At 67.9% G+C, this 16958-nt stretch carries 19 protein-coding genes, 2 tRNA genes and 1 other RNA gene; 13 read left to right on the forward strand and 9 right to left on the reverse strand.

Annotated features, from left to right (window positions below):
* Positions 1–13: 13 nt before the first annotated feature.
* Positions 14–718 (reverse strand): PP2C family protein-serine/threonine phosphatase, encoded by a 705-nt coding sequence (locus AC5P76_RS14425; RefSeq protein ID WP_053519060.1) that lies wholly within the window; start codon positions 716–718, stop codon positions 14–16.
* A 162-nt stretch (positions 719–880) separates the two neighbouring features.
* Between AC5P76_RS14425 and AC5P76_RS14430 the strand changes: the two genes are divergently transcribed.
* A tRNA-Ser gene (locus tag AC5P76_RS14430) sits at positions 881–971 on the forward strand.
* 133 nt (positions 972–1104) lie between these two features.
* Positions 1105–1509, forward strand: a complete 405-nt coding sequence (locus tag AC5P76_RS14435) for a DUF6165 family protein (RefSeq protein ID WP_053519062.1) — start codon at positions 1105–1107, stop codon at positions 1507–1509.
* A 46-nt stretch (positions 1510–1555) separates the two neighbouring features.
* Here AC5P76_RS14435 and AC5P76_RS14440 read toward each other — a convergent pair whose 3' ends face one another.
* A complete protein-coding gene (locus AC5P76_RS14440) occupies positions 1556–2602 on the reverse strand; it encodes a glycosyltransferase family 9 protein (RefSeq protein WP_111187162.1) in 1047 nt (348 codons plus the stop codon).
* Positions 2603–2622: 20 nt separating this feature from the next.
* Here AC5P76_RS14440 and AC5P76_RS14445 point away from each other — a divergent pair, with 20 nt between their 5' ends.
* The 3 genes from AC5P76_RS14445 to AC5P76_RS14455 are packed head-to-tail and all read left to right on the forward strand — an operon-like array spanning position 2623 to position 4525.
* Positions 2623–3372, forward strand: a complete 750-nt coding sequence (locus tag AC5P76_RS14445) for a 3-deoxy-D-manno-octulosonic acid kinase (protein WP_053519066.1) — start codon at positions 2623–2625, stop codon at positions 3370–3372.
* On the forward strand, positions 3372–4139 hold the full coding sequence (locus AC5P76_RS14450; RefSeq protein ID WP_253118870.1) for an MBL fold metallo-hydrolase: 768 nt from the start codon (positions 3372–3374) through the stop codon (positions 4137–4139). The genes AC5P76_RS14445 and AC5P76_RS14450 overlap by 1 nt, the downstream gene beginning before the upstream one ends.
* Positions 4136–4525 carry a nuclear transport factor 2 family protein gene (locus tag AC5P76_RS14455; protein WP_053519070.1) on the forward strand — a complete coding sequence of 130 codons (390 nt, stop codon included), beginning with the start codon at positions 4136–4138 and terminating at the stop codon, positions 4523–4525. Before AC5P76_RS14450 ends, AC5P76_RS14455 begins: the two co-directional genes overlap by 4 nt.
* Positions 4526–4600: 75 nt before the next feature.
* Here AC5P76_RS14455 and ffs read toward each other — a convergent pair.
* Positions 4601–4697, reverse strand: an RNA gene (ffs, locus tag AC5P76_RS14460) — signal recognition particle sRNA small type.
* A 300-nt stretch (positions 4698–4997) separates the two neighbouring features.
* Here ffs and AC5P76_RS14465 point away from each other — a divergent pair.
* The gene (locus tag AC5P76_RS14465; protein ID WP_053519073.1) at positions 4998–5315 is read left to right on the forward strand and encodes a DMT family transporter; all 318 of its coding nucleotides are present in this window, start codon (positions 4998–5000) and stop codon (positions 5313–5315) included.
* 77 nt (positions 5316–5392) lie between these two features.
* On the opposite strand, the gene AC5P76_RS14470 is transcribed toward AC5P76_RS14465, so the two are convergent.
* A tRNA-Ser gene (locus AC5P76_RS14470) sits at positions 5393–5485 on the reverse strand.
* 132 nt (positions 5486–5617) lie between these two features.
* Here AC5P76_RS14470 and dnaX point away from each other — a divergent pair.
* The 4 genes from dnaX (at position 5618) to AC5P76_RS14490 (ending at position 9044) form a co-directional block, all read left to right on the forward strand.
* Positions 5618–7633, forward strand: a complete 2016-nt coding sequence (dnaX, locus tag AC5P76_RS14475) for a DNA polymerase III subunit gamma/tau (RefSeq protein ID WP_253118871.1) — start codon at positions 5618–5620, stop codon at positions 7631–7633.
* Between the two features lie 6 nt (positions 7634–7639).
* Complete coding sequence (locus tag AC5P76_RS14480; protein WP_010483846.1) at positions 7640–7960, forward strand: YbaB/EbfC family nucleoid-associated protein; 321 nt, start codon at positions 7640–7642, stop codon at positions 7958–7960.
* Between the two features lie 60 nt (positions 7961–8020).
* Positions 8021–8620: a recombination mediator RecR gene (gene recR, locus AC5P76_RS14485; RefSeq protein ID WP_053519077.1), complete on the forward strand. Its 600-nt coding sequence runs from the start codon at positions 8021–8023 to the stop codon at positions 8618–8620.
* Between the two features lie 64 nt (positions 8621–8684).
* On the forward strand, positions 8685–9044 hold the full coding sequence (locus AC5P76_RS14490) for a histidine triad nucleotide-binding protein (RefSeq protein ID WP_053519079.1): 360 nt from the start codon (positions 8685–8687) through the stop codon (positions 9042–9044).
* 78 nt (positions 9045–9122) lie between these two features.
* On the opposite strand, the gene AC5P76_RS14495 is transcribed toward AC5P76_RS14490, so the two are convergent.
* Genes AC5P76_RS14495 through AC5P76_RS14510 form a run of 4 tightly spaced genes read right to left on the reverse strand, consistent with a single transcriptional unit; the run spans position 9123 to position 13486 of the window.
* Positions 9123–9647 carry a Slp family lipoprotein gene (locus AC5P76_RS14495; protein WP_065175952.1) on the reverse strand — a complete coding sequence of 175 codons (525 nt, stop codon included), beginning with the start codon at positions 9645–9647 and terminating at the stop codon, positions 9123–9125.
* Complete coding sequence (locus AC5P76_RS14500; protein WP_253118872.1) at positions 9644–11593, reverse strand: transglutaminase TgpA family protein; 1950 nt, start codon at positions 11591–11593, stop codon at positions 9644–9646. The genes AC5P76_RS14495 and AC5P76_RS14500 overlap by 4 nt, the downstream gene beginning before the upstream one ends.
* Positions 11586–12530 carry a DUF58 domain-containing protein gene (locus AC5P76_RS14505; RefSeq protein ID WP_253118873.1) on the reverse strand — a complete coding sequence of 315 codons (945 nt, stop codon included), beginning with the start codon at positions 12528–12530 and terminating at the stop codon, positions 11586–11588. The genes AC5P76_RS14500 and AC5P76_RS14505 overlap by 8 nt, the downstream gene beginning before the upstream one ends.
* A 2-nt stretch (positions 12531–12532) precedes the next feature.
* Positions 12533–13486: an AAA family ATPase gene (locus tag AC5P76_RS14510; protein ID WP_065175954.1), complete on the reverse strand. Its 954-nt coding sequence runs from the start codon at positions 13484–13486 to the stop codon at positions 12533–12535.
* A gap of 42 nt (positions 13487–13528) precedes the next feature.
* Between AC5P76_RS14510 and AC5P76_RS14515 the strand changes: the two genes are divergently transcribed.
* On the forward strand, positions 13529–15370 hold the full coding sequence (locus tag AC5P76_RS14515; RefSeq protein WP_253118874.1) for a glycosyltransferase family 39 protein: 1842 nt from the start codon (positions 13529–13531) through the stop codon (positions 15368–15370).
* A gap of 16 nt (positions 15371–15386) precedes the next feature.
* On the opposite strand, the gene AC5P76_RS14520 is transcribed toward AC5P76_RS14515, so the two are convergent.
* Positions 15387–15956 (reverse strand): Maf family protein, encoded by a 570-nt coding sequence (locus tag AC5P76_RS14520; RefSeq protein WP_253118875.1) that lies wholly within the window; start codon positions 15954–15956, stop codon positions 15387–15389.
* A gap of 113 nt (positions 15957–16069) precedes the next feature.
* Here AC5P76_RS14520 and AC5P76_RS14525 point away from each other — a divergent pair, with 113 nt between their 5' ends.
* Positions 16070–16579, forward strand: a complete 510-nt coding sequence (locus AC5P76_RS14525) for a YceD family protein (RefSeq protein WP_049404889.1) — start codon at positions 16070–16072, stop codon at positions 16577–16579.
* A 107-nt stretch (positions 16580–16686) separates the two neighbouring features.
* On the forward strand, positions 16687–16881 hold the full coding sequence (rpmF, locus tag AC5P76_RS14530; protein ID WP_005408308.1) for a 50S ribosomal protein L32: 195 nt from the start codon (positions 16687–16689) through the stop codon (positions 16879–16881).
* Positions 16882–16958: the final 77 nt, after the last annotated feature.

The following is a 16958-nucleotide window of genomic DNA, read 5'->3' on the forward strand; positions in this document are numbered from 1 at the left end:
GCGGTCCGCTGGCTCAGTGGCAGCGGACCAGGATCACGCTGATGTTGTCGCGGCCGCCGCCATCAAGCGCGGCGGCGACGAGCGTATCCACGCATTCCTGTGCGCTGGCGTCGTCGAAGGCCAGCGTGCGGGCGATGCCACGATCATCGACCTCCTCGGTCAGGCCATCGCTGCACAGCAGCAGCTGCATGCCGGGACGAAGTTCGCCACGGGTGGTGGCCACGTTCAGGTGCGCCGGATCGGTCACGCCCAGCGCCTGGGTGACCACATTGCGGTGCGGATGCGCGCGCGCCTGCTCCGCGGTCAGGTTGCCCTGCGTGACCAGTTCCTGCACCACGCTGTGATCCTGGCTGAGCTGGGCCAGCTGGCCGTCGCGCCACAGGTAGGCCCGGCTGTCACCGACCCAGGCCACTTCGTAGCGATTGCCCTGCACGCGCGCGGCGACCACGGTGGTGCCCATCGGCAGCGTATCGTTGCGTCGCCGCGAAGCGCGGATGATCTCTTCGTCGGCCGTGCGGATGGCCTGCTCCAGCGACGCGCCGCGGCGGATCTCGCGGACGATGGCTTCGCGCGCCAGCGCGCTGGCGACCTCGCCGCAGGCGTGCCCGCCCATGCCATCGGCCACCAGCCACACGCCCAGCTCGCTGTCACCGTAATAGGTGTCCTCGTTGAGCTCGCGGCGCAGGCCGGGATGGGTGAGATGTCCGAATTCGATCATGGTGTGCGGGGCGGAGTAGCGCGGGGGAGAGGGCATCATCACGGCGTGACCGGCATCCGGCAAGGCATGGCGGCAGGAAAATTGCGCCGCAGGCCCCAGGAGACTTGTCGGCAGCCTCACTTCCTCGTATGATGCGCGTCCCCGGTTCGCCGGGGACCACCCGGAGAGGTGGCAGAGTGGTTGAATGTACCTGACTCGAAATCAGGCAGGCGTTTATAGCGCCTCGGGGGTTCGAATCCCCCCCTCTCCGCCAGATGAAGAAGAAAGCCGCCCCCCGGGCGGCTTTTTTCGTTGTCCGGCTGGCCGCGCGCGTTGCGGGGCGGCAATGGATCTCCCCTCGGGGTGCTGCGGGTTAACATGTACGCATCACCTGCTGGAGCTCCCCCATGACTGCTGAAATCCTCGTTCCCGTGTCCTTTGGCGAACTGCTCGACAAGATTTCGATCCTGCAGATCAAGTCCGAGCGGATCAGCGACGAGGGCAAGCTGGCCAACGTGCGCAAGGAGCTGTCGGCGCTGGAGCAGACCTGGATGGCGCACCCGGCCGCGGTCAAGGACATCGCCAAGCTGCGCGGTGAACTCAAGGCCGTCAACGAGCAGTTGTGGGACATCGAGGACGACATCCGCCTGAAGGAGAAGGCGCAGGCGTTCGACCAGGGCTTCATCGACCTTGCACGCAGTGTGTATCTGCGCAACGACGAGCGTGCGCGCATCAAGAAGGCGATCAACCTGGCACTGGGCTCTGCCTACGTGGAAGAGAAGTCGTACCAGGATTACGCACAGCGCGGGTGAGATGGATCCGCCGGGCGTGGCCCGGCGCTACCGATGATCCATCGACTCAGGTGAGGTGGTCGGTCACGTAACGTTCGAAGGCGGCGATGCCGTCCTCGACCGTGATCAGTTCCATCACATCATCGAACTCGATCTTGGTGCCCCACTTGAGGTCGGCGGCCTGCTTGCCGAGATACTTGCGTGCGGCGTCGTCATAGCGGTCCACGCAATAGCGGCGATCCGAATACGGGCCGCTGCGGTGCGGGTTGCTGGCCGCGTGCAGGCCCAGCACCTTCGCTCCCATGGCATTGGCGATATGCATCGGTCCCGAATCGGGTGTCATCACCAGATTGGCGCGTGCCAGCAGCGCAGGCAGCTGCTTGAGCGTGTCCTTGCCGACCAGGTCCAGCGCCGGCGTGTGCAGCTGGGCCTGGATCGCGTCGGCCATGCTGCGTTCCAGTTCACTGCGGCCACCGCACAGCACCACCTGCCAGCCGCGCTGCGTGGCATGGTTGGCGACGGCCGCGTAGCGGTCGGCGTACCAGTTGCGGCGGACGTGGCTGGAGCAGGGCGAAATCATCAGTACCGGCCGGCCATCATCCTGCCACTGCGCCGCGGCCCACTCGAAGGCCGACTGCGGCACGGCCAGGTCCCAGCTCACGTCGGTCTGGTGCAGGCCCAGCGGCTCGCAGAAGCTGCCGATCGCATCCAGCACGTGGATGCCGGGGCGGTCCGGAATGCGTTCGTTGATGAACAACCCATGCAGGTCCTTCGAGCGGCTGCGGTCGTATCCGATGCGGCGTTCGGCCGGGATGAACGCCGACAGCAGGTTCGCGCGGAAGGCCACCTGCATCTGCAGCAGCGCCTCGAAGCGCCCCGGTGGCAGCTGCTTGCGCAGCTCCTTGACGCCGGCCATGCCGCTCTTCTTGTCGTAGGCGTGGAAGGTCACGCCCGGCAGACCCTCGAGCAACTTCTGCCCGGCCTTGTCGATGATCCAGTGGATCGGCGTGTCCGGGCGTGCGGCCTGCAGCGTACGCACCAGGGGCACCACGTGGGTGACATCGCCAAGTGCGGACAGGCGCAGAAGGCACAAGGATGAGGACGCTGATGCCATGTGTTGTTAGACTCAAAGAAATGGTCGCATTCGACGCCAATGAAGCGCTGACGCCATGCCGCGAGGGTCGCGGCATCGGGGCCATTCTGTTCGACCGCGAGCGCCTGCGGCAAGCCGACATCGGCCTGTTCTCTCCCCAGCACTGGGGCAGCCGGGCCCGGCCGGTGGGCGAGGGGGGGCGTGGCAGCGCCTGGTTCGTGGACGCGCCGTTCGGCCCCAGCGTGCTGCGCCACTACCTGCGAGGTGGCCTGGTGGCCAGGATCAGCCACGACCAGTACCTGTGGCGGGGCGCCGACCGGACCCGCAGTTTTGCCGAGTTCCGGCTGATGCGGGCCCTGCGCGCGCTGAAGCTGCCGGTTCCCCGGCCGGTGGCGGCTTTCTACATGCGGCAGGGCATGCGCTACCGGGCGGCGATCCTGATGGAACGGATCGAAGGGGTGCGTTCGCTGGCCGACCGCGCGCTGGTTGCCGGACGTGGCGCGCCGTGGGAAGAGACCGGTCGGCTGATCGCCCGCTTCCACCGTGCCGGCCTGGACCATGCCGACCTCAACGCGCACAACATCCTGTTCGACAGCAACGGCCATGGCTGGCTGATCGACTTCGATCGTGGCGTCATCCGCATTCCGGCCACCGCCTGGCGGGAGCGCAACCTCAAGCGCCTGCTGCGCTCGTTGATCAAGCTGCGCGGCGAGCGCAGCGTAGAGGACGTGCAGAAGGACTACGCGCGGCTGCGCCGCGCCTATGACATGGCCTGGAACCGGGGCACCTGATGGACTGGTCGTTGCGTTTCCTCGGCGTCGGCAATGCGTCGGCGGTCGAGTTGGGATCACCGATGTCGGTGATCGAGCGCGAAGGTCGGCCGTGGTTGACGATCGACTGTGGCGGGGAAGGCCTGACCGCCTTCAGGGCGCACTACGGCCACATGCCGCAGGCGCTGTTCATCACGCATGTCCACCTGGACCATGTGGCCGGTTTCGAGCGGCTGTTCGTGGATACCTACTTCAACGCGCAGCGGCGTGGGAAGGTGCGCCTGTATGTGCCGGCCACCGTGGTGCCGCTGCTGCACAGGCGCATCGGCGATTACCCCAATGTGCTGGCCGAGGGCGGTGCCAATTTCTGGGATGCGTTCCAGTTGGTCGTGGTCGGCGACGCGTTCTGGCATGAAGGCGTGCGCCTGGAAGTATTCCCGGCACGCCACCACTGGCCGGAGACCGCCTATGGGTTGCGCCTGCAGGGCGCGCTGACTTGGAGCGGTGATACCCGGCCGATCCCGGAGATGCTGGCGCGGTACGCCAGTGACAACGAGCTGATCGCCCACGACTGCGGCCTGCACGGCAATCCATCGCATACCGGGGTCGATGATCTGGAGCGCGAGTACAGCGCTGAGCTGCAGGCGCGGATGATGCTGTACCACTACGCCAGCGTGGCCGATGGTGCTGCGCTGGCCGCGCGCGGACACCGCGTGGCACAGCCGGGCCAGTGCGTGCCGCTGGCGACCCCGACCGCGCCGCACGTGCTGGCGCAGGATCCGCCGTGAATACCTCTGGCCAGCCTGCCGACGCGGCGCTGGCGGCCGAGCTGGAACATCTGGAACGCGCGCTGCACACCCCGCAGGTGCGCGGTGATCGCGCGCGGCTGTCGGAACTGCTGGATGAGGATTTCAGCGAGATCGGCAGCTCCGGCCAGTGCTATGGCCGTGCGGCTGCGCTGGCGGAGATTCCGCTGGAGCGGGCGCAGGTGCAGATCGAATCGGAGCAGTACGCGGTCTCGTTGCTGGCACCAGACCTGGCCCAGGTGCGTTATCGCAGCCGCTACCACCTGGATGGCCAGCCGCAGCGCTGGGTGCTGCGCAGTTCGTTGTGGCGCAGGCATGGGCAGGGATGGCGGGTGGTATTCCATCAAGGGACGCCCGAAGCACGGTAGCGCCGGGCCACGCCCGGCGAGGGGGCCAACCAGGGTTGACCTCTACCAGAGCGCGGCACTGCCAGAAAGGCGATGGCCCCGCCGGCTGACCTCGGCGCCCGCGTCGATCGATACCGTTGCTGCCTTCCGGCCCTGGCGGGGTTTTCGACCTAGCGTCGCGAGGGGCCGACGGGGCCACCATAGAGACGTTGGCCGCCCGGAGGCGGCCTGTTCACGGATCAGGGGAAGCAGCGCAGGGTGCGCCGGAGACCACAGCCGGACTGCACATCGGCTGGCCGATGGCAGGCGCGCATTCTAGCGCAGGCATGCGTATCGACGCCAGCGCCATGCGCTGAATCTGCTGTAACCCGCGGCGCGTATTCGCGGCCGGGCGGCGCGGGCGTTGCTAGAATCCCGGGCCAGGAGGAACGACCTCCCCCGCATCGGGAATCAATGACCAGGACGGCCTGGCCCTGCCAAGAGGAGGGCCGTCATGGCCTGGATCTATCTGTTGTTCGCTGGCCTGCTGGAAATCGTATGGGCCGTGTCGATGAAGCAATCGGAAGGCTTCACCAGGCTCACTCCCACCCTGGTCACTCTCGCCGGCATGATCGCCAGTTTCTGGCTGCTGGCCGTGGCCATGCGCAGCCTGCCGCTGGGAACGGCTTACACGATCTGGACAGGCATCGGCGCGGTCGGTGCCTTCGTGGTCGGCATCGTGTTCCTGGGTGAACAGGTCAGCCCGATGCGGATCGGCGCGGCGGTGCTGATCGTGTCGGGGCTGGTGCTGATGAAGCTGTCCAGCAGCTGAGATTGGGCGCAGTTTCCTGGACAACCGACTGCCCACCAAATAAAAAAGCCGCCCGATGGGCGGCTTTTTCATTCATCTGGCGGAGAGAGGGGGATTCGAACCCCCGAAGCGCGGTTTAGACGCTTACACACTTTCCAGGCGTGCTCCTTCAACCACTCGGACACCTCTCCGGATCCCTGCCATCGGCAAACGCCTCAGCAGGGGCGCAGATTCTAGCGGGCGGCGCGGCAGGACACAAGCACCCATTCAGGGCGCGTCGCAGGCGGAGGGGGATGGACAGGCGTGGCACAATGGAGCATCCGATGGAAGACGGTGGCCTGATGTCCTATCTCGTCCTTGCCCGCAAGTGGCGTCCGAAGCGTTTTGCCGAGCTGGTGGGCCAGGAACACGTGGTCCGTGCGCTCAGCAATGCGCTGGACAGTGGCCGGGTCCACCACGCGTTCCTGTTCACCGGTACCCGCGGTGTGGGCAAGACCACCATCGCGCGCATCTTCGCCAAGTCGCTGAACTGCGAGCAGGGCACCAGTGCCGATCCGTGCGGCCAGTGCCCGGCCTGCCTGGACATCGATGCCGGTCGTTACATCGACCTGCTGGAGATCGACGCCGCGTCCAATACCGGCGTGGATGACGTCCGCGAGGTGATCGAGAACGCGCAGTACATGCCCTCGCGCGGCAAGTACAAGGTCTACCTGATCGACGAAGTGCACATGCTCTCGAAGGCGGCGTTCAACGCGCTGCTGAAGACGCTGGAAGAGCCGCCGGAGCACGTCAAGTTCCTGCTGGCCACCACCGATCCGCAGAAGCTGCCAGTCACCGTGCTCAGCCGCTGCCTGCAGTTCAACCTCAAGCGCCTGGATGAGGACCAGATCCAAGGGCAGATGACCCGCATCCTGGCGGCCGAGGAGATCGAAGCCGACGGCAGTGCCATCGTGCAGCTGGCCAAGGCCGCCGACGGCAGTCTGCGCGACGGTCTGTCGCTGCTGGACCAGGCCATCGCCTACGCCGGCGGTGCGCTGCGCGACGATGTGGTGCGCACCATGCTGGGGACCGTCGATCGCACCCAGGTGGCAGCGATGCTCGATGCCCTCGCCGAAGGTGACGGGTCGCGCCTGTTGCAGGTGGTGGCGGCACTGGCGGAATTCTCGCCCGACTGGAGTGGCGTGCTGGAGGCCTTGGCCGAAGGCCTGCATCGCATCCAGGTGCAGCAGCTGGTACCCGGTGTTGCCGCCGCGGCTGAAGGCCTGGACGCGGCAGCGTTCGCCGGGCGGCTGCGTCCGGAGGTGGTGCAGCTCTGGTATCAGATGGCCCTGAACGGCCGTCGCGACCTGTCGCTGGCGCCGAGCCCGCGCGCGGGCTTTGAAATGGCCGTGCTGCGCATGCTGGCGTTCCGCCCGGCAGCGTCGGTGCCGCCGGTGCCGCGTTCGGTGGATGCCGCCGGCGGTGCCGCCGGGGGGGCGATGCCCGGTGGTGGGGCGGGTGCTGGCAGCCAGGAAACGGCCCCGGTGGCCGCCGCTGCCGCGATCCCCGCCCGCGTGCCTGCGCAGGCCGCCCCACGCGAACCCGACCCGGAGCCAGAGCCGGCGCCCGAACCCGAACCTGATCCGGCGCCTGAGCCGAAGCCGGTTCCGGTCGAAGAACCGGTGTCGCCGCCGCCGGTCAAGGCCGACGGCATCCCGGTGCCGGTGGCCGTCGATGATCTTCCGCCGTGGGCCACGGACGAGGCCGAGGCCCGCGACCAGGCACTGGCTGCGGATGTCGCCACGCCGGACGCGGCCATGGTCGCGCCCTGGCATGAGCCGTCGCCTCCGGTCGCTGCATCAGCCGCGCCCGAGCGTCCGTTCCGTTCCGAGGGCATCGTCATCGCTCCACCTGCGCCCGTCGCGTCGGCGGAGACGGGCGCGCGGGCTGACATCGGCGAGCTGGCGACGGCGGAAGACTGGCTGGACCTGGTCGCCAACAGCGGCCTGAGCGGGCCTTCACGGCAGCTTGCGGCCAATGCCGCCTTCATCTCCTGCCGGCAGGGGACCTTGAAACTGGGGCTTTCGCCCGGATTTGAGTACCTGCGCTCGGAACGCGCGCTGGCCGCTCTTGGCGAAATGCTGGAAAAGGCCTTGGGGCACGCGCTGAAGATCGTGGTCGAGACCGTGGAAAACGAACACGTTCCGGCCGAGACCCTGCACCAGCGCGCCGATCGCCAGCGCGGCGAGCGGCAACAGGTGGCAGAGGCTGTTTTCATGGACGATCCGGAAGTGCAGGTGCTGATCCAGCAACACGGCGCCCGGGTCGTTTCCGATTCCATCCGTTCTTTTGACGAGTAAGACACTATGCGCGGCAACATCGCCCAACTGATGCAGCAGGCCCAGAAGATGCAGGAGAACCTGCAGAAGGCCCAGGAAGAAATCGCCAGGATCGAAGTGACCGGCAGTGCCGGCGGTGGCATGGTCAGCGTGACGCTGACCGGTGCCAAGGAGTGCCGCAAGGTGCGCATCGACCCGTCGCTGGCCAGTGACCCGGAGATGCTGGAAGACCTGATCGCCGCGGCGTTCAACGATGCCTCCAACAAGATCGATGCCGAATCGAAGTCGAAGATGGGTTCGGCTACCGCCGGCATGCAGCTTCCGCCGGGCATGAAGCTGCCGTTCTGATCGTCGGCGCGGTGCCCGCGTTGCCGGGTGCCGCGCACACCCATAAAGCCAGAAGCTGCCGTGTCCGCACCCCTGCTTGAACAATTGATCGATGCGCTGCGGGTGCTGCCTGGCGTGGGCCAGAAGACCGCGCAGCGCATGGCCTACCACCTGCTGGAACGCGAACGCGACGGCGGCCAGCGCCTGGCCGAGGTGTTGGCGCTGGCCGTAGAGCGCATCGGCCACTGCGCGCAGTGCCGCGATTTCAGTGAAACCGAACTGTGCCCGACCTGCGCCAACGGCAGCCGCGAGCGCAGCCAGCTGTGCGTGGTGGAATCGCCCGCCGACCGCCTTGCCATCGAGAATGCCACCGGCTTCCGGGGTGTCTACTTCGTGCTGCAGGGGCGTCTGTCGCCGCTCGACGGCATCGGTCCGCGCGACCTGGGCCTGGAGCAGCTGGAGCAGCGCCTTGGCGAAGGCGAAGTGCAGGAGCTGATCATCGCCACCAGCGCCACCGTCGAGGGAGAGGCCACCGCGCATTATCTGGCGCAGCTGGCGCGGGCCCGCCAGGTCCGGCCGAGCCGGTTGGCGCAGGGGCTGCCGCTGGGGGGCGAACTGGAGTACGTGGATCGCGGCACGCTGTCGCACGCGTTCGGCACCCGCAGCGAATTCCGCGATTGACGGCCTGGCCCTTTGAAGGGCGGGGGTTGCCTACAATGCAGGCGACATTTCACCGAGGCCGACCATGAGCAACGAAACCCTTTTCAGCAGGATCATCCGTCGCGAGATTCCGGCCACCATCGTCTATGAAGACGAAGACGTGCTGGGCTTCAAGGACATCGCGCCGCAGGCGCCGGTGCACGTGCTGTTCATTCCGAAGAATGAAATCATTCCGACCCTGGACGACCTGCAGCCTTCGCAGGCGCACCTGATCGGCAAGCTGGCCCTGGCGGCGGCCGACTATGCGCGCCGCGAGGGCTTTGCCGAGCAGGGCTACCGCATCGTGATGAACTGCCGTGAGGATGCGGGGCAGACCGTGTTCCACATCCACATGCATCTGCTGGCCGGCGCGCCGCTGGGCCATTTCGGCGCGCCCGGGAAGTAAGCGCCCGCCGGCGCGATGCCGTGCAAGCAGAAGGCCGCCCGGTGGGCGGCCTTCTGCGTCATGCGTACCGGAGGGGGGTTACCACCAGCCCCAGCGGCCGTAGCCCCAGTACGGGCCATACGGGCCCGGGCCCCAGGGGCCATAGGGGTAGGGCACGACGTCGACCTGTCGCTGCTCCGGCCACAGGTAGATCACATCGGCCGACAGCTTCGGCAGGCGATAGTCGTACTCGCCGATGCGGGTGTTCTGGTAGCCATCGATCTTGCCGATGAAGGTCACGTCACGGCCGGGCTCAAACACCGCCGGATCGTAGAAGCCGGAGCGGCAGGCGATGAAGCGGCCGTCGCTGGCATCGGACGAGGTGGTGTTCGGGCGGCCGGAGGCGTTGAGCGGGCGCGAGATCATCTGGAAGCAGGTCTCGCCCTGGCCGGGCTTGGTTTCGATGATGCGGCCGCCCCAGCGCACGGGCGTGCCGACCTGCTGGGTGGCGACTGAATCGCGCGGGGAGACCAGGCTGAACTGTCCCTGCAGCGGCTTTGGGGCCGTGGCGCAGGCCGACAGGGCCAGCGTGGCCACAGCGGTGAGAAGGAACTTGGTGTTCATGGGGAGGCTCCGGAAGTCGGGCGATGCCTGCGCAGGTCCCGCAATAATGAAGCGAGGTCGGTGCAAGTTCCAGCGTAGCGCGCGTCGGCGAAACGCTGGCTGAGTGCCAGCAGGGCCGGATCGGGCCGGCACGCATGGACGCGACGGGCCCAGAGCAGTGCCGGCTCGTGCGGTTCGCGGGCCAGGCCGAGCCGGGCGTAGCGCCGGCCCAGGCGGTGCCAGGCGCGCAGCAGCGGGTCGCGTTCGCGCTCGCCACGGGCCAGCAGCCATGCCATCCACAGCACGGCTGCCAACGCGGCCATCACGAAGCCTGACAGCAACTGTCCCGGCTTGATGTCGTCCAGGCCCAGGGGCTTGAACAGCTGCTGCTGGCGGCGCGCATCGAAGGACAGCACCAGGTCGTTCCAGCCACGGCGCAGCCAGTCGCCCATCTGACCCAGCTGCAGCCAGCGCTGCTGCAGCGGATTGCCGGCGTCTGCCAGCAGGCGATCGTCGAGGGTATCCAGGATGCGTTCTGGGGCGACGGCCGCCGTTGGATCGACCCGCACCCAGCCCCGTTGCGGCAGCCAGACCTCGGCCCAGGCGTGGGCATCCATCCGCCGCACAACCCAGTAGTCGCCCACCCGGTTGCGCGTGCCGCCGGCGAAGCCGGTCACCACGCGGGCCGGAATGCCTGCGTTGCGCATCAGCACCACGAAGGCCGAGCTGAAGTGCTCGCAGAAGCCTGCCTTGTAGCCGAACAGGAATTCATCGATGGGGTCGCGGCCGGCCACGGGCGTGTCCAGCGTGTAGGAGAAATCGGTGGTGATCCACTGCAGTGCGCGACGTACCACGGCCTCATCGTTGCTGCCCGCCTCCTGCCGCCACTGCCGGGCGAGGGTGGCGGTGCGTGGATTGAAGCCGGCCGGCAACTGCAGCGCTGCGCGTCGCAGGTAGGGGGGGAGCGCGCTGTCGAAGTGCTGCGGCGGCGCCGAGTGCAGGCGCCACCGGCTCAGCGCCGACAGCGTGCGGTCGCTGAGCAGGCTCATGTCCGCATCCAGCGTGCTGCCTTCCGGCGCACGGGTGGGCAGATCCAGTGCCACCAGCTGGCGGCGGTCGGTCGGCTCGTAGTCGATCTGGTAGTCCCAGCCGCGCGCACCGGCATCGACGATCGCGGGTGGGCGCTGCGTGCGGGCACGGTCACGGGTCCAGCGTCGGCCATCGAAGTCGGTCAACACCGGTCCTCGCCAGTAGCGCTGGTCCGGCTCGGGTACGGCGCCGAAGAACTGCACCCGCAGCGCAGGTGTGTCGTCGGCCATCAGGTCCAGCCACTGCCCCGGCTCCATGCTGTCGGACAGGCCCGGCGTACTGACCGCGCGTTCGGGTACGCCCCACAGCGGCGTGGACAGACGCGGAAACAGCCAGAACGACGCCAGCGCCAGTGGCAGGCCCAGCGCCAGCAGCCGGCCGACGCCCTTCAGCTGGCCGCGCAACGGCAAGGCGTCGGCGTGGCCCTCGCCCTGTGCCAGGCGCTGCAGGGCCAGCAGTGCACAAAGGCCGGCCAGCGCCGCCAGCAGCGTGGTCAGCGGGCCCTGGTCCAGCAGGAAGGCGGCGAATGGCGAGAACAGCGCAAAGCCCAGCAGGCTGCGTGCATCGCGCAGGCCGCGCAGCTCGCTGGACTTGATTGCAAGCATCGCGGCGAGCAGTGCGCAGCCGGTATCGCGTCCGGGACGGACCAGGCCCATCTGCCAGACGATGGCGGCCAGCATGCCCAGCACGAGCAGCAGGCGCACCGGCATCGGCAACACGCGTCGCCACGACAGCGCGGCCGTCAGCAGCGCAGCCAGCGCGATCACCGTGGCCAGCATCGGCGGCAACTGCAGCAGCAGTGGCAGCAGCGCAAGCGCAGCGCTGGCCAGGGTCCAGGTGCGGGCGTTGCGGTCGAGCGTGGGCGCGGCGTCAGTCATGCGGCATCAGCGCCAGCGCGCGCAGGCAGAGATGGTGATGGCTGGCGCCCTGTCCCGGCCCCAGTGGCGGATGCGAGGGCAGCAGCAGGGTGTAGCGGCGACCGCCGCGTTCGGCCATGTCGATCCAGCGCGCCAGGCGTGCGATGCGCGCTTCGGTCGGCAGTGGCGCCAGCGTGTGCCAGTCCAGCACGACCTCGATGCCGACCGGCTTTTCGTACTCACGGACCAGCAGGCTGTCGCGGCGCGCGGAGTGCTTCCAGGCAATGCTGCGTGGCGCGTCTCCGGCGCGGTAGGGGCGCAGCTGGTGCAGCTCTTCGCCGCTGGCGTGGGCGCGGGTGTGCAATGGATCGTTGCCGCGCTCCGGCAGCGCGGGGGCCAACGCTTCGGCCAGGGGATACACCAGCAATGGCTGTTGCGGCCACACCCACGACCACGCACGGACCAGGCCCAACGGTTGCGTGGTGGACAGGCGGATGCGCGACAGCTCCCGCCAGCCGCGACGTTCGCTGGGGACGTCCAGCTCCACTTCGCCGCGCCCCTGTGCCGGCAGCGAGGTCCAGGCCTGGCTGTCGCCCAGTTGCAGGTGCAGCCCCTGTCGTGGCCGCGGATCACGCAGCGACAGGTCCACGCGCAGCCGCAGCGGCTGGCCGGCAGGCACCGGCTCGGCGGAGATCGCATCGATCTGCACGCCCGACAACTGCAGGTGCGCGGCAATGGCGCTGGCGATTGCCGCCGCCGCCAGCAGCAACGCCAGCAGCAACGCGGGGTTGTTGTTGTAGTTCAGCGCACCCAGCAGCATCGCTGACAGCAGCGTGGCGACGAACAGGCCGAAGCGTGTAGGCAGCACGTAGATGCGGTGGCGGTTCAACCGCTGCGGCAGTGCTTCCGGCGCACGCGGGCGTGCCAGCAGCTGCAGCCGCGCCCAGCGCGAGGCCACGCTCAGTCCACCGTGACGGTCTGCAGGATCGCGCGTGCCAGCGCAGGCCCGGAGCTGGACTCGGCTTCGGCCACCAGTCGATGCCCCGCCACCGCCACGAACAGCGTCTGCACGTCTTCGGGAATGACATGGCTGCGGCCGAGCAGCAGCGCATGCGCCCGGGCTGCACGCAGCAGCGCCAGTCCGGCACGAGGCGACAGCCCTACGCGCACGCCTGCATGCTGGCGGCTGCGGGTCAGCAGGGCCTGCACGTAGTCGACCAGCGCGTCGCTGGCGTGGACCTGGCCTACGGCCTCACGCAATGCCCGCACCTGCACTTCGTCCAGTTTCGGCATCGCACGTGCGATCAGGTCGCGGCGATCGGTGCCGCGCAGCAGCTCGCGCTCGGCCTGCGGGCTGGGATAGCCCATCGCCAGCCGCAGCAGGAAACGGTCCAGCTGCGAGTCGGGCAAGGGGAACGTGCCCGACAGGTCCACCGGATTCTGGGTGGCGATCACGAAGAAGGGGTCCGGCAGCGCATGCGTCTGTCCATCCAGTGTCACCTGCTGTTCGGCCATGGCCTCCAGCAGCGCGCTCTGCGTGCGTGGTGGCGCGCGGTTGATTTCATCGGCCAGCAGCACATGGGTGAACACCGGGCCGGGATGGAACTGGAACTGGCGACTGCCTGCCTCATACACCGATACGCCAAGCACATCGGCCGGCAACAGGTCCGAGGTGAACTGCACGCGCTGGAATCCCAGGCCCAGACTGCTGGCCAGCGCGTGGGCCAGCGTGGTCTTGCCGAGGCCGGGCAGGTCCTCGATCAGCAGATGTCCACCGGACAGCAGAGCGACGAAGGCGAGCCGCACTTCCGGAACCTTGCCCAGCACCAGCGCGTTGACCTGATCCTGGGCCTCCCGCAGGGACTGGCGCAGTTGATCGGTTAGCATGCTGGGACTGGGGGACGAAGCTGGCATGATCGTCTCTGATCTGGAATCTCCTCGATTATCCATAGAGCAATGCAGGGCGAACAGCGCGCACGGACGATTTTTCTCTGGTTATGGACGCTGGTCACAGCGGCCAAGCTGGTGGTGGCCGCGCGCCTGCCACTGTTCGTCGATGAAGCGTTCTACTGGCAGGAAGGCCAGCACCTGGCGGCGGCCTATTCCGATCTGCCGGGCCTGACCGCGTGGATGGCGCGGCTGGGCGTGGAGATCGGCGGTCATCACGTGCTGGCCCTGCGCCTGCCGTTCCTGGCGATAGGTGCATTGCTGCCCTGGCTGGTTTCGCGCATCGCCACGCGCTGGTTCGGTGCCGTGGCCGGTTGGCAGGCAGGCAGCCTTACTCTGCTGATGCCACTGTCGGCCACGCTGGGGCTGCTGGCGGTGCCGGACGTACCCATGGCGCTGGCGGCCGTGCTGTGCCTGCACGCGGGTGCGCGCCTGCTGCACAACGTGGACGCATCATCGGCGATGAAGCTGGCGTTGGGCCTGCTGATCGGTGCGCTCAGCCACTATCGCTTCATCGGCGTGATCGGCGTCGGCTTCATCGCGTTGCTGGCGTTGCCGCAGGGCCGGCGCATGCTGGCCGATCCGCGGGTCTGGGTCGCGCTGGCCATCGGTGTACTGGCCTGGTTGCCGTTGCTGGCGTGGAATGCGGACAACCACGATGCCGGGCTGAAGTTCCAGGTGGTCGAGCGCCATCCCTGGGCGTTCGAGTGGGGTGGGCTGTGGTTCCTGGTGATCCAGCCGATGCTGGTCACCCCCATCCTGTGCATCGCGATGTGGAAGGTGGCGCTGGCCGGCACGCGCAGCGGTGGTGGTGCGCGCGTGCAGTGGCGCTACTTCGGGCTGGTGGGCGGCGTATCGACGCTGGGCATCTTCCTGCTGGGGTTCTTCACCGATGTCGAGCGCATCAGTTTCCACTGGCCGCTGCCGGGCTACCTGGCGCTGCTGGTCGCGGTACCGGTGGTGCTCAATGGATGGCCGCGCTGGCTGCGCAGGACAGGGTGGTGGCTGGCAGGGCTGGGCATGGTGCTGGCGTTCGGCTACTACCTGATGGCATCCACGCCGGCACTGCGCGAGCAGATGGCCGGCAGCAAGTACTACCCGCGCAATTTCGCCGGCTGGGAGCCGTTGGCCAAGGCGGTCCGCGAGGAACTGCAGCAGATGCCGGAAGGCACGCGTGTCCTGGCCGGCAACTTCAAGGTGGGGGCCGAGCTGGGCTTCCAGCTGGGCGATGGCGATATCGAAGTGTTGCCGCACCCGCTCAACGACAAGCATGGCCGCACGGCGCAGCTGGCGCAGTGGAACCTGGTGCATGCCGGTGAGCGCACCGCGCCCATGCTGCTGGTGCTGTCACCCAGCGACCAGCGGTACCGCGAGCTGCTGGACCGCTATCACGCGGTCTGCGAACAGGTGGGGCCGCTGCCGGCACCACGGATTGTCAGCAGTGACCACGGCTTCCAGCGCTTCCTGCTGTTCCGCCTGCCGGCGCAGCGCGCGCCGGGGCCCTGCGTGACGCCGGCGATGGCGTGGCTGGATGCGCCGTCCAATGGCGAGAAGGTGTCCGGCACGCTGGCGATCCGGGGCTGGGCCTTCAAGGATGGCGTCGGCCTGGCGCGCGTGGAGGTGCTGGTCGATGGCCGTTCGATCGGCGATGCACGCTACGGTCGCGAGTTCGACCTGCGCCCGGCCTGGCCGGACAGCACCGATCCGCAGCATCCGGCCGTGGGCTTCGATGCCAGCCTCGATACCTCCGTGCTGGCACCGGGCAAGCACTGGCTGGGCCTGCGCCTGTACGGCCACGACGGCAGCGTGGAAGCATGGCAGGAGCAGCCGTTCGTGGTGGAGAAGCGCTGAAGGCGCTACCCGGGGCTCAGGGCACCCGGAATCCGGCCCTGCGCAGCAGGCCGCACAGAGCGATCAGGGGCAGGCCGACCAGCGCAGTGGGATCGCGGCTGTCGATGGCTTCGAACAGGCTGATGCCCAGTCCTTCGCATTTGAAGCTGCCGGCACAGTCAAGGGGCTGCTCGGCAGCGACATAACGGGCGATTTCCGCGGCATCAAGATGACGGAAGCGCACTTCCGTCAGATCCAGCGCTGCGAAAGATTCTCCGTCCCGTGTGAGATTGAGGGCGGTGTGGAAGCGTACGGTGCGTCCGGCCATGGCCGCCAACTGCGCACAGGCGGCATCGACCGTGCCTGGCTTGCCCAGCGGCCGGCCTTCCAGATCGGCGACCTGGTCCGAGCCGATCACCCAGGCGCCCGGGTGGCGGGCGGCCACATCGGCCGCCTTGGCCGCGGCCAGGCGTACCGCCAGATCCAGCGGGGCTTCACCGCTCAACGGCGTTTCATCCACCTCCGGGCGCGCGCACTCGAACGGCAGGGCCAGCCGCTGCAGCAGTTCGCGGCGGTAACGGGAGGTGGAGGCCAGGACCAGGGTCATGCAACAATACCGGGGCAGGGTGCGGCAGTCTGGCCCGGCCTGACTGCCAGCGGCAAGCCTCATGTGGCGGGCATTTGACAGCCGCCGCCCGGATCCTTAGTATTCAGCGGCTTATGTCCGCGAACGTGCCCGAAACGCTGGATGCCTGGCGGATGGTTGTAGCGCGAAGGCGCTTCGACGGTCAGGTGTCCCTGGCTGAATTGACCCGCCTGCAGGGGTTGGTCGCAGATACCGACGGCGAGTGCGTGTACTCGCTTGAGTTCGGTCGCGACGACGTCTTGCGGGTATCCTATGTGGAACTGACCATCGACACCGCGCTGCCGCTGACCTGTCAGCGCAGCATGCAGCGATTCCTGTTGCCGGTGAAGGTGACCCAGAGGCTTGGCCTGATCCGCGACGAGGACGAGGAATCGTCCCTGCCGGAGGAATACGAGGCGTTGCTGGTGCCGGAAGATGGCCAGCTGCGTCCGCTGGACCTGGTCGAGGACGAACTGGTGCTGGCGGTGCCGGTGGTACCGCTGTCACCCGACGGTGAAGCAGTCGACAAGGACTGGGCACCGAGCGAAGAAGAAACGAAGAAGGCCAACCCGTTCGCGGCGTTGGCGGCGTTGAAGAAACAATAGCAGCCGGTTGTCGTCGGCGGCTGCGGCGAAAGCGAAAAGTGTGCTGGGCGCTGGCGTCCTGTGCGACGAAACGACGAAGCAAAACGAACCGAGTTTGGAGCAATCCCATGGCTGTCCAGAAATCCCGTGTTACCCCGTCCCGTCGCGGCCAGCGTCGTTCGCATGACGCCCTGAGCGCCAAGCAGCTGTCGACCGACCCGACCACCGGTGAAGTGCATCTGCGTCACCACATCACTGCCGACGGTTTCTACCGTGGCAAGAAGGTCATCCAGACCAAGACCTCGGCCGTCGAAGAAGATTGATGTGCCGGGAAGGCCGCTGCCCGACGGGCAGCGGCCTTTGCCTTCTTTCCCCGGGCGTGCCGGTGATCGGCGGCCCG

This window comes from Stenotrophomonas sp. YJH_SMC_36 (assembly GCF_059369935.1).

Excerpts from the sequence above, each read along its gene's own strand:
- AC5P76_RS14465 (WP_053519073.1), top strand. The coding sequence starts at position 4,998 with ATGGCCTGGATCTATCTGTTGTTCGCTGGCCTGCTGGAAATCGTATGG.
- AC5P76_RS14440 (WP_111187162.1), bottom strand. The coding sequence starts at position 2,602 with ATGGCATCAGCGTCCTCATCCTTGTGCCTTCTGCGCCTGTCCGCACTT.
- AC5P76_RS14520 (WP_253118875.1), bottom strand. The coding sequence starts at position 15,956 with ATGACCCTGGTCCTGGCCTCCACCTCCCGTTACCGCCGCGAACTGCTG.
- AC5P76_RS14500 (WP_253118872.1), bottom strand. The coding sequence starts at position 11,593 with ATGACTGACGCCGCGCCCACGCTCGACCGCAACGCCCGCACCTGGACC.
- AC5P76_RS14525 (WP_049404889.1), top strand. The coding sequence starts at position 16,070 with ATGTCCGCGAACGTGCCCGAAACGCTGGATGCCTGGCGGATGGTTGTA.
- AC5P76_RS14515 (WP_253118874.1), top strand. The coding sequence starts at position 13,529 with ATGCAGGGCGAACAGCGCGCACGGACGATTTTTCTCTGGTTATGGACG.
- AC5P76_RS14435 (WP_053519062.1), top strand. The coding sequence starts at position 1,105 with ATGACTGCTGAAATCCTCGTTCCCGTGTCCTTTGGCGAACTGCTCGAC.
- AC5P76_RS14510 (WP_065175954.1), bottom strand. The coding sequence starts at position 13,486 with ATGCCAGCTTCGTCCCCCAGTCCCAGCATGCTAACCGATCAACTGCGC.
- rpmF (WP_005408308.1), top strand. The coding sequence starts at position 16,687 with ATGGCTGTCCAGAAATCCCGTGTTACCCCGTCCCGTCGCGGCCAGCGT.
- AC5P76_RS14490 (WP_053519079.1), top strand. The coding sequence starts at position 8,685 with ATGAGCAACGAAACCCTTTTCAGCAGGATCATCCGTCGCGAGATTCCG.
- AC5P76_RS14450 (WP_253118870.1), top strand. The coding sequence starts at position 3,372 with ATGGACTGGTCGTTGCGTTTCCTCGGCGTCGGCAATGCGTCGGCGGTC.
- dnaX (WP_253118871.1), top strand. The coding sequence starts at position 5,618 with ATGGAAGACGGTGGCCTGATGTCCTATCTCGTCCTTGCCCGCAAGTGG.
- AC5P76_RS14480 (WP_010483846.1), top strand. The coding sequence starts at position 7,640 with ATGCGCGGCAACATCGCCCAACTGATGCAGCAGGCCCAGAAGATGCAG.
- AC5P76_RS14425 (WP_053519060.1), bottom strand. The coding sequence starts at position 718 with ATGATCGAATTCGGACATCTCACCCATCCCGGCCTGCGCCGCGAGCTC.
- AC5P76_RS14445 (WP_053519066.1), top strand. The coding sequence starts at position 2,623 with ATGGTCGCATTCGACGCCAATGAAGCGCTGACGCCATGCCGCGAGGGT.
- AC5P76_RS14495 (WP_065175952.1), bottom strand. The coding sequence starts at position 9,647 with ATGAACACCAAGTTCCTTCTCACCGCTGTGGCCACGCTGGCCCTGTCG.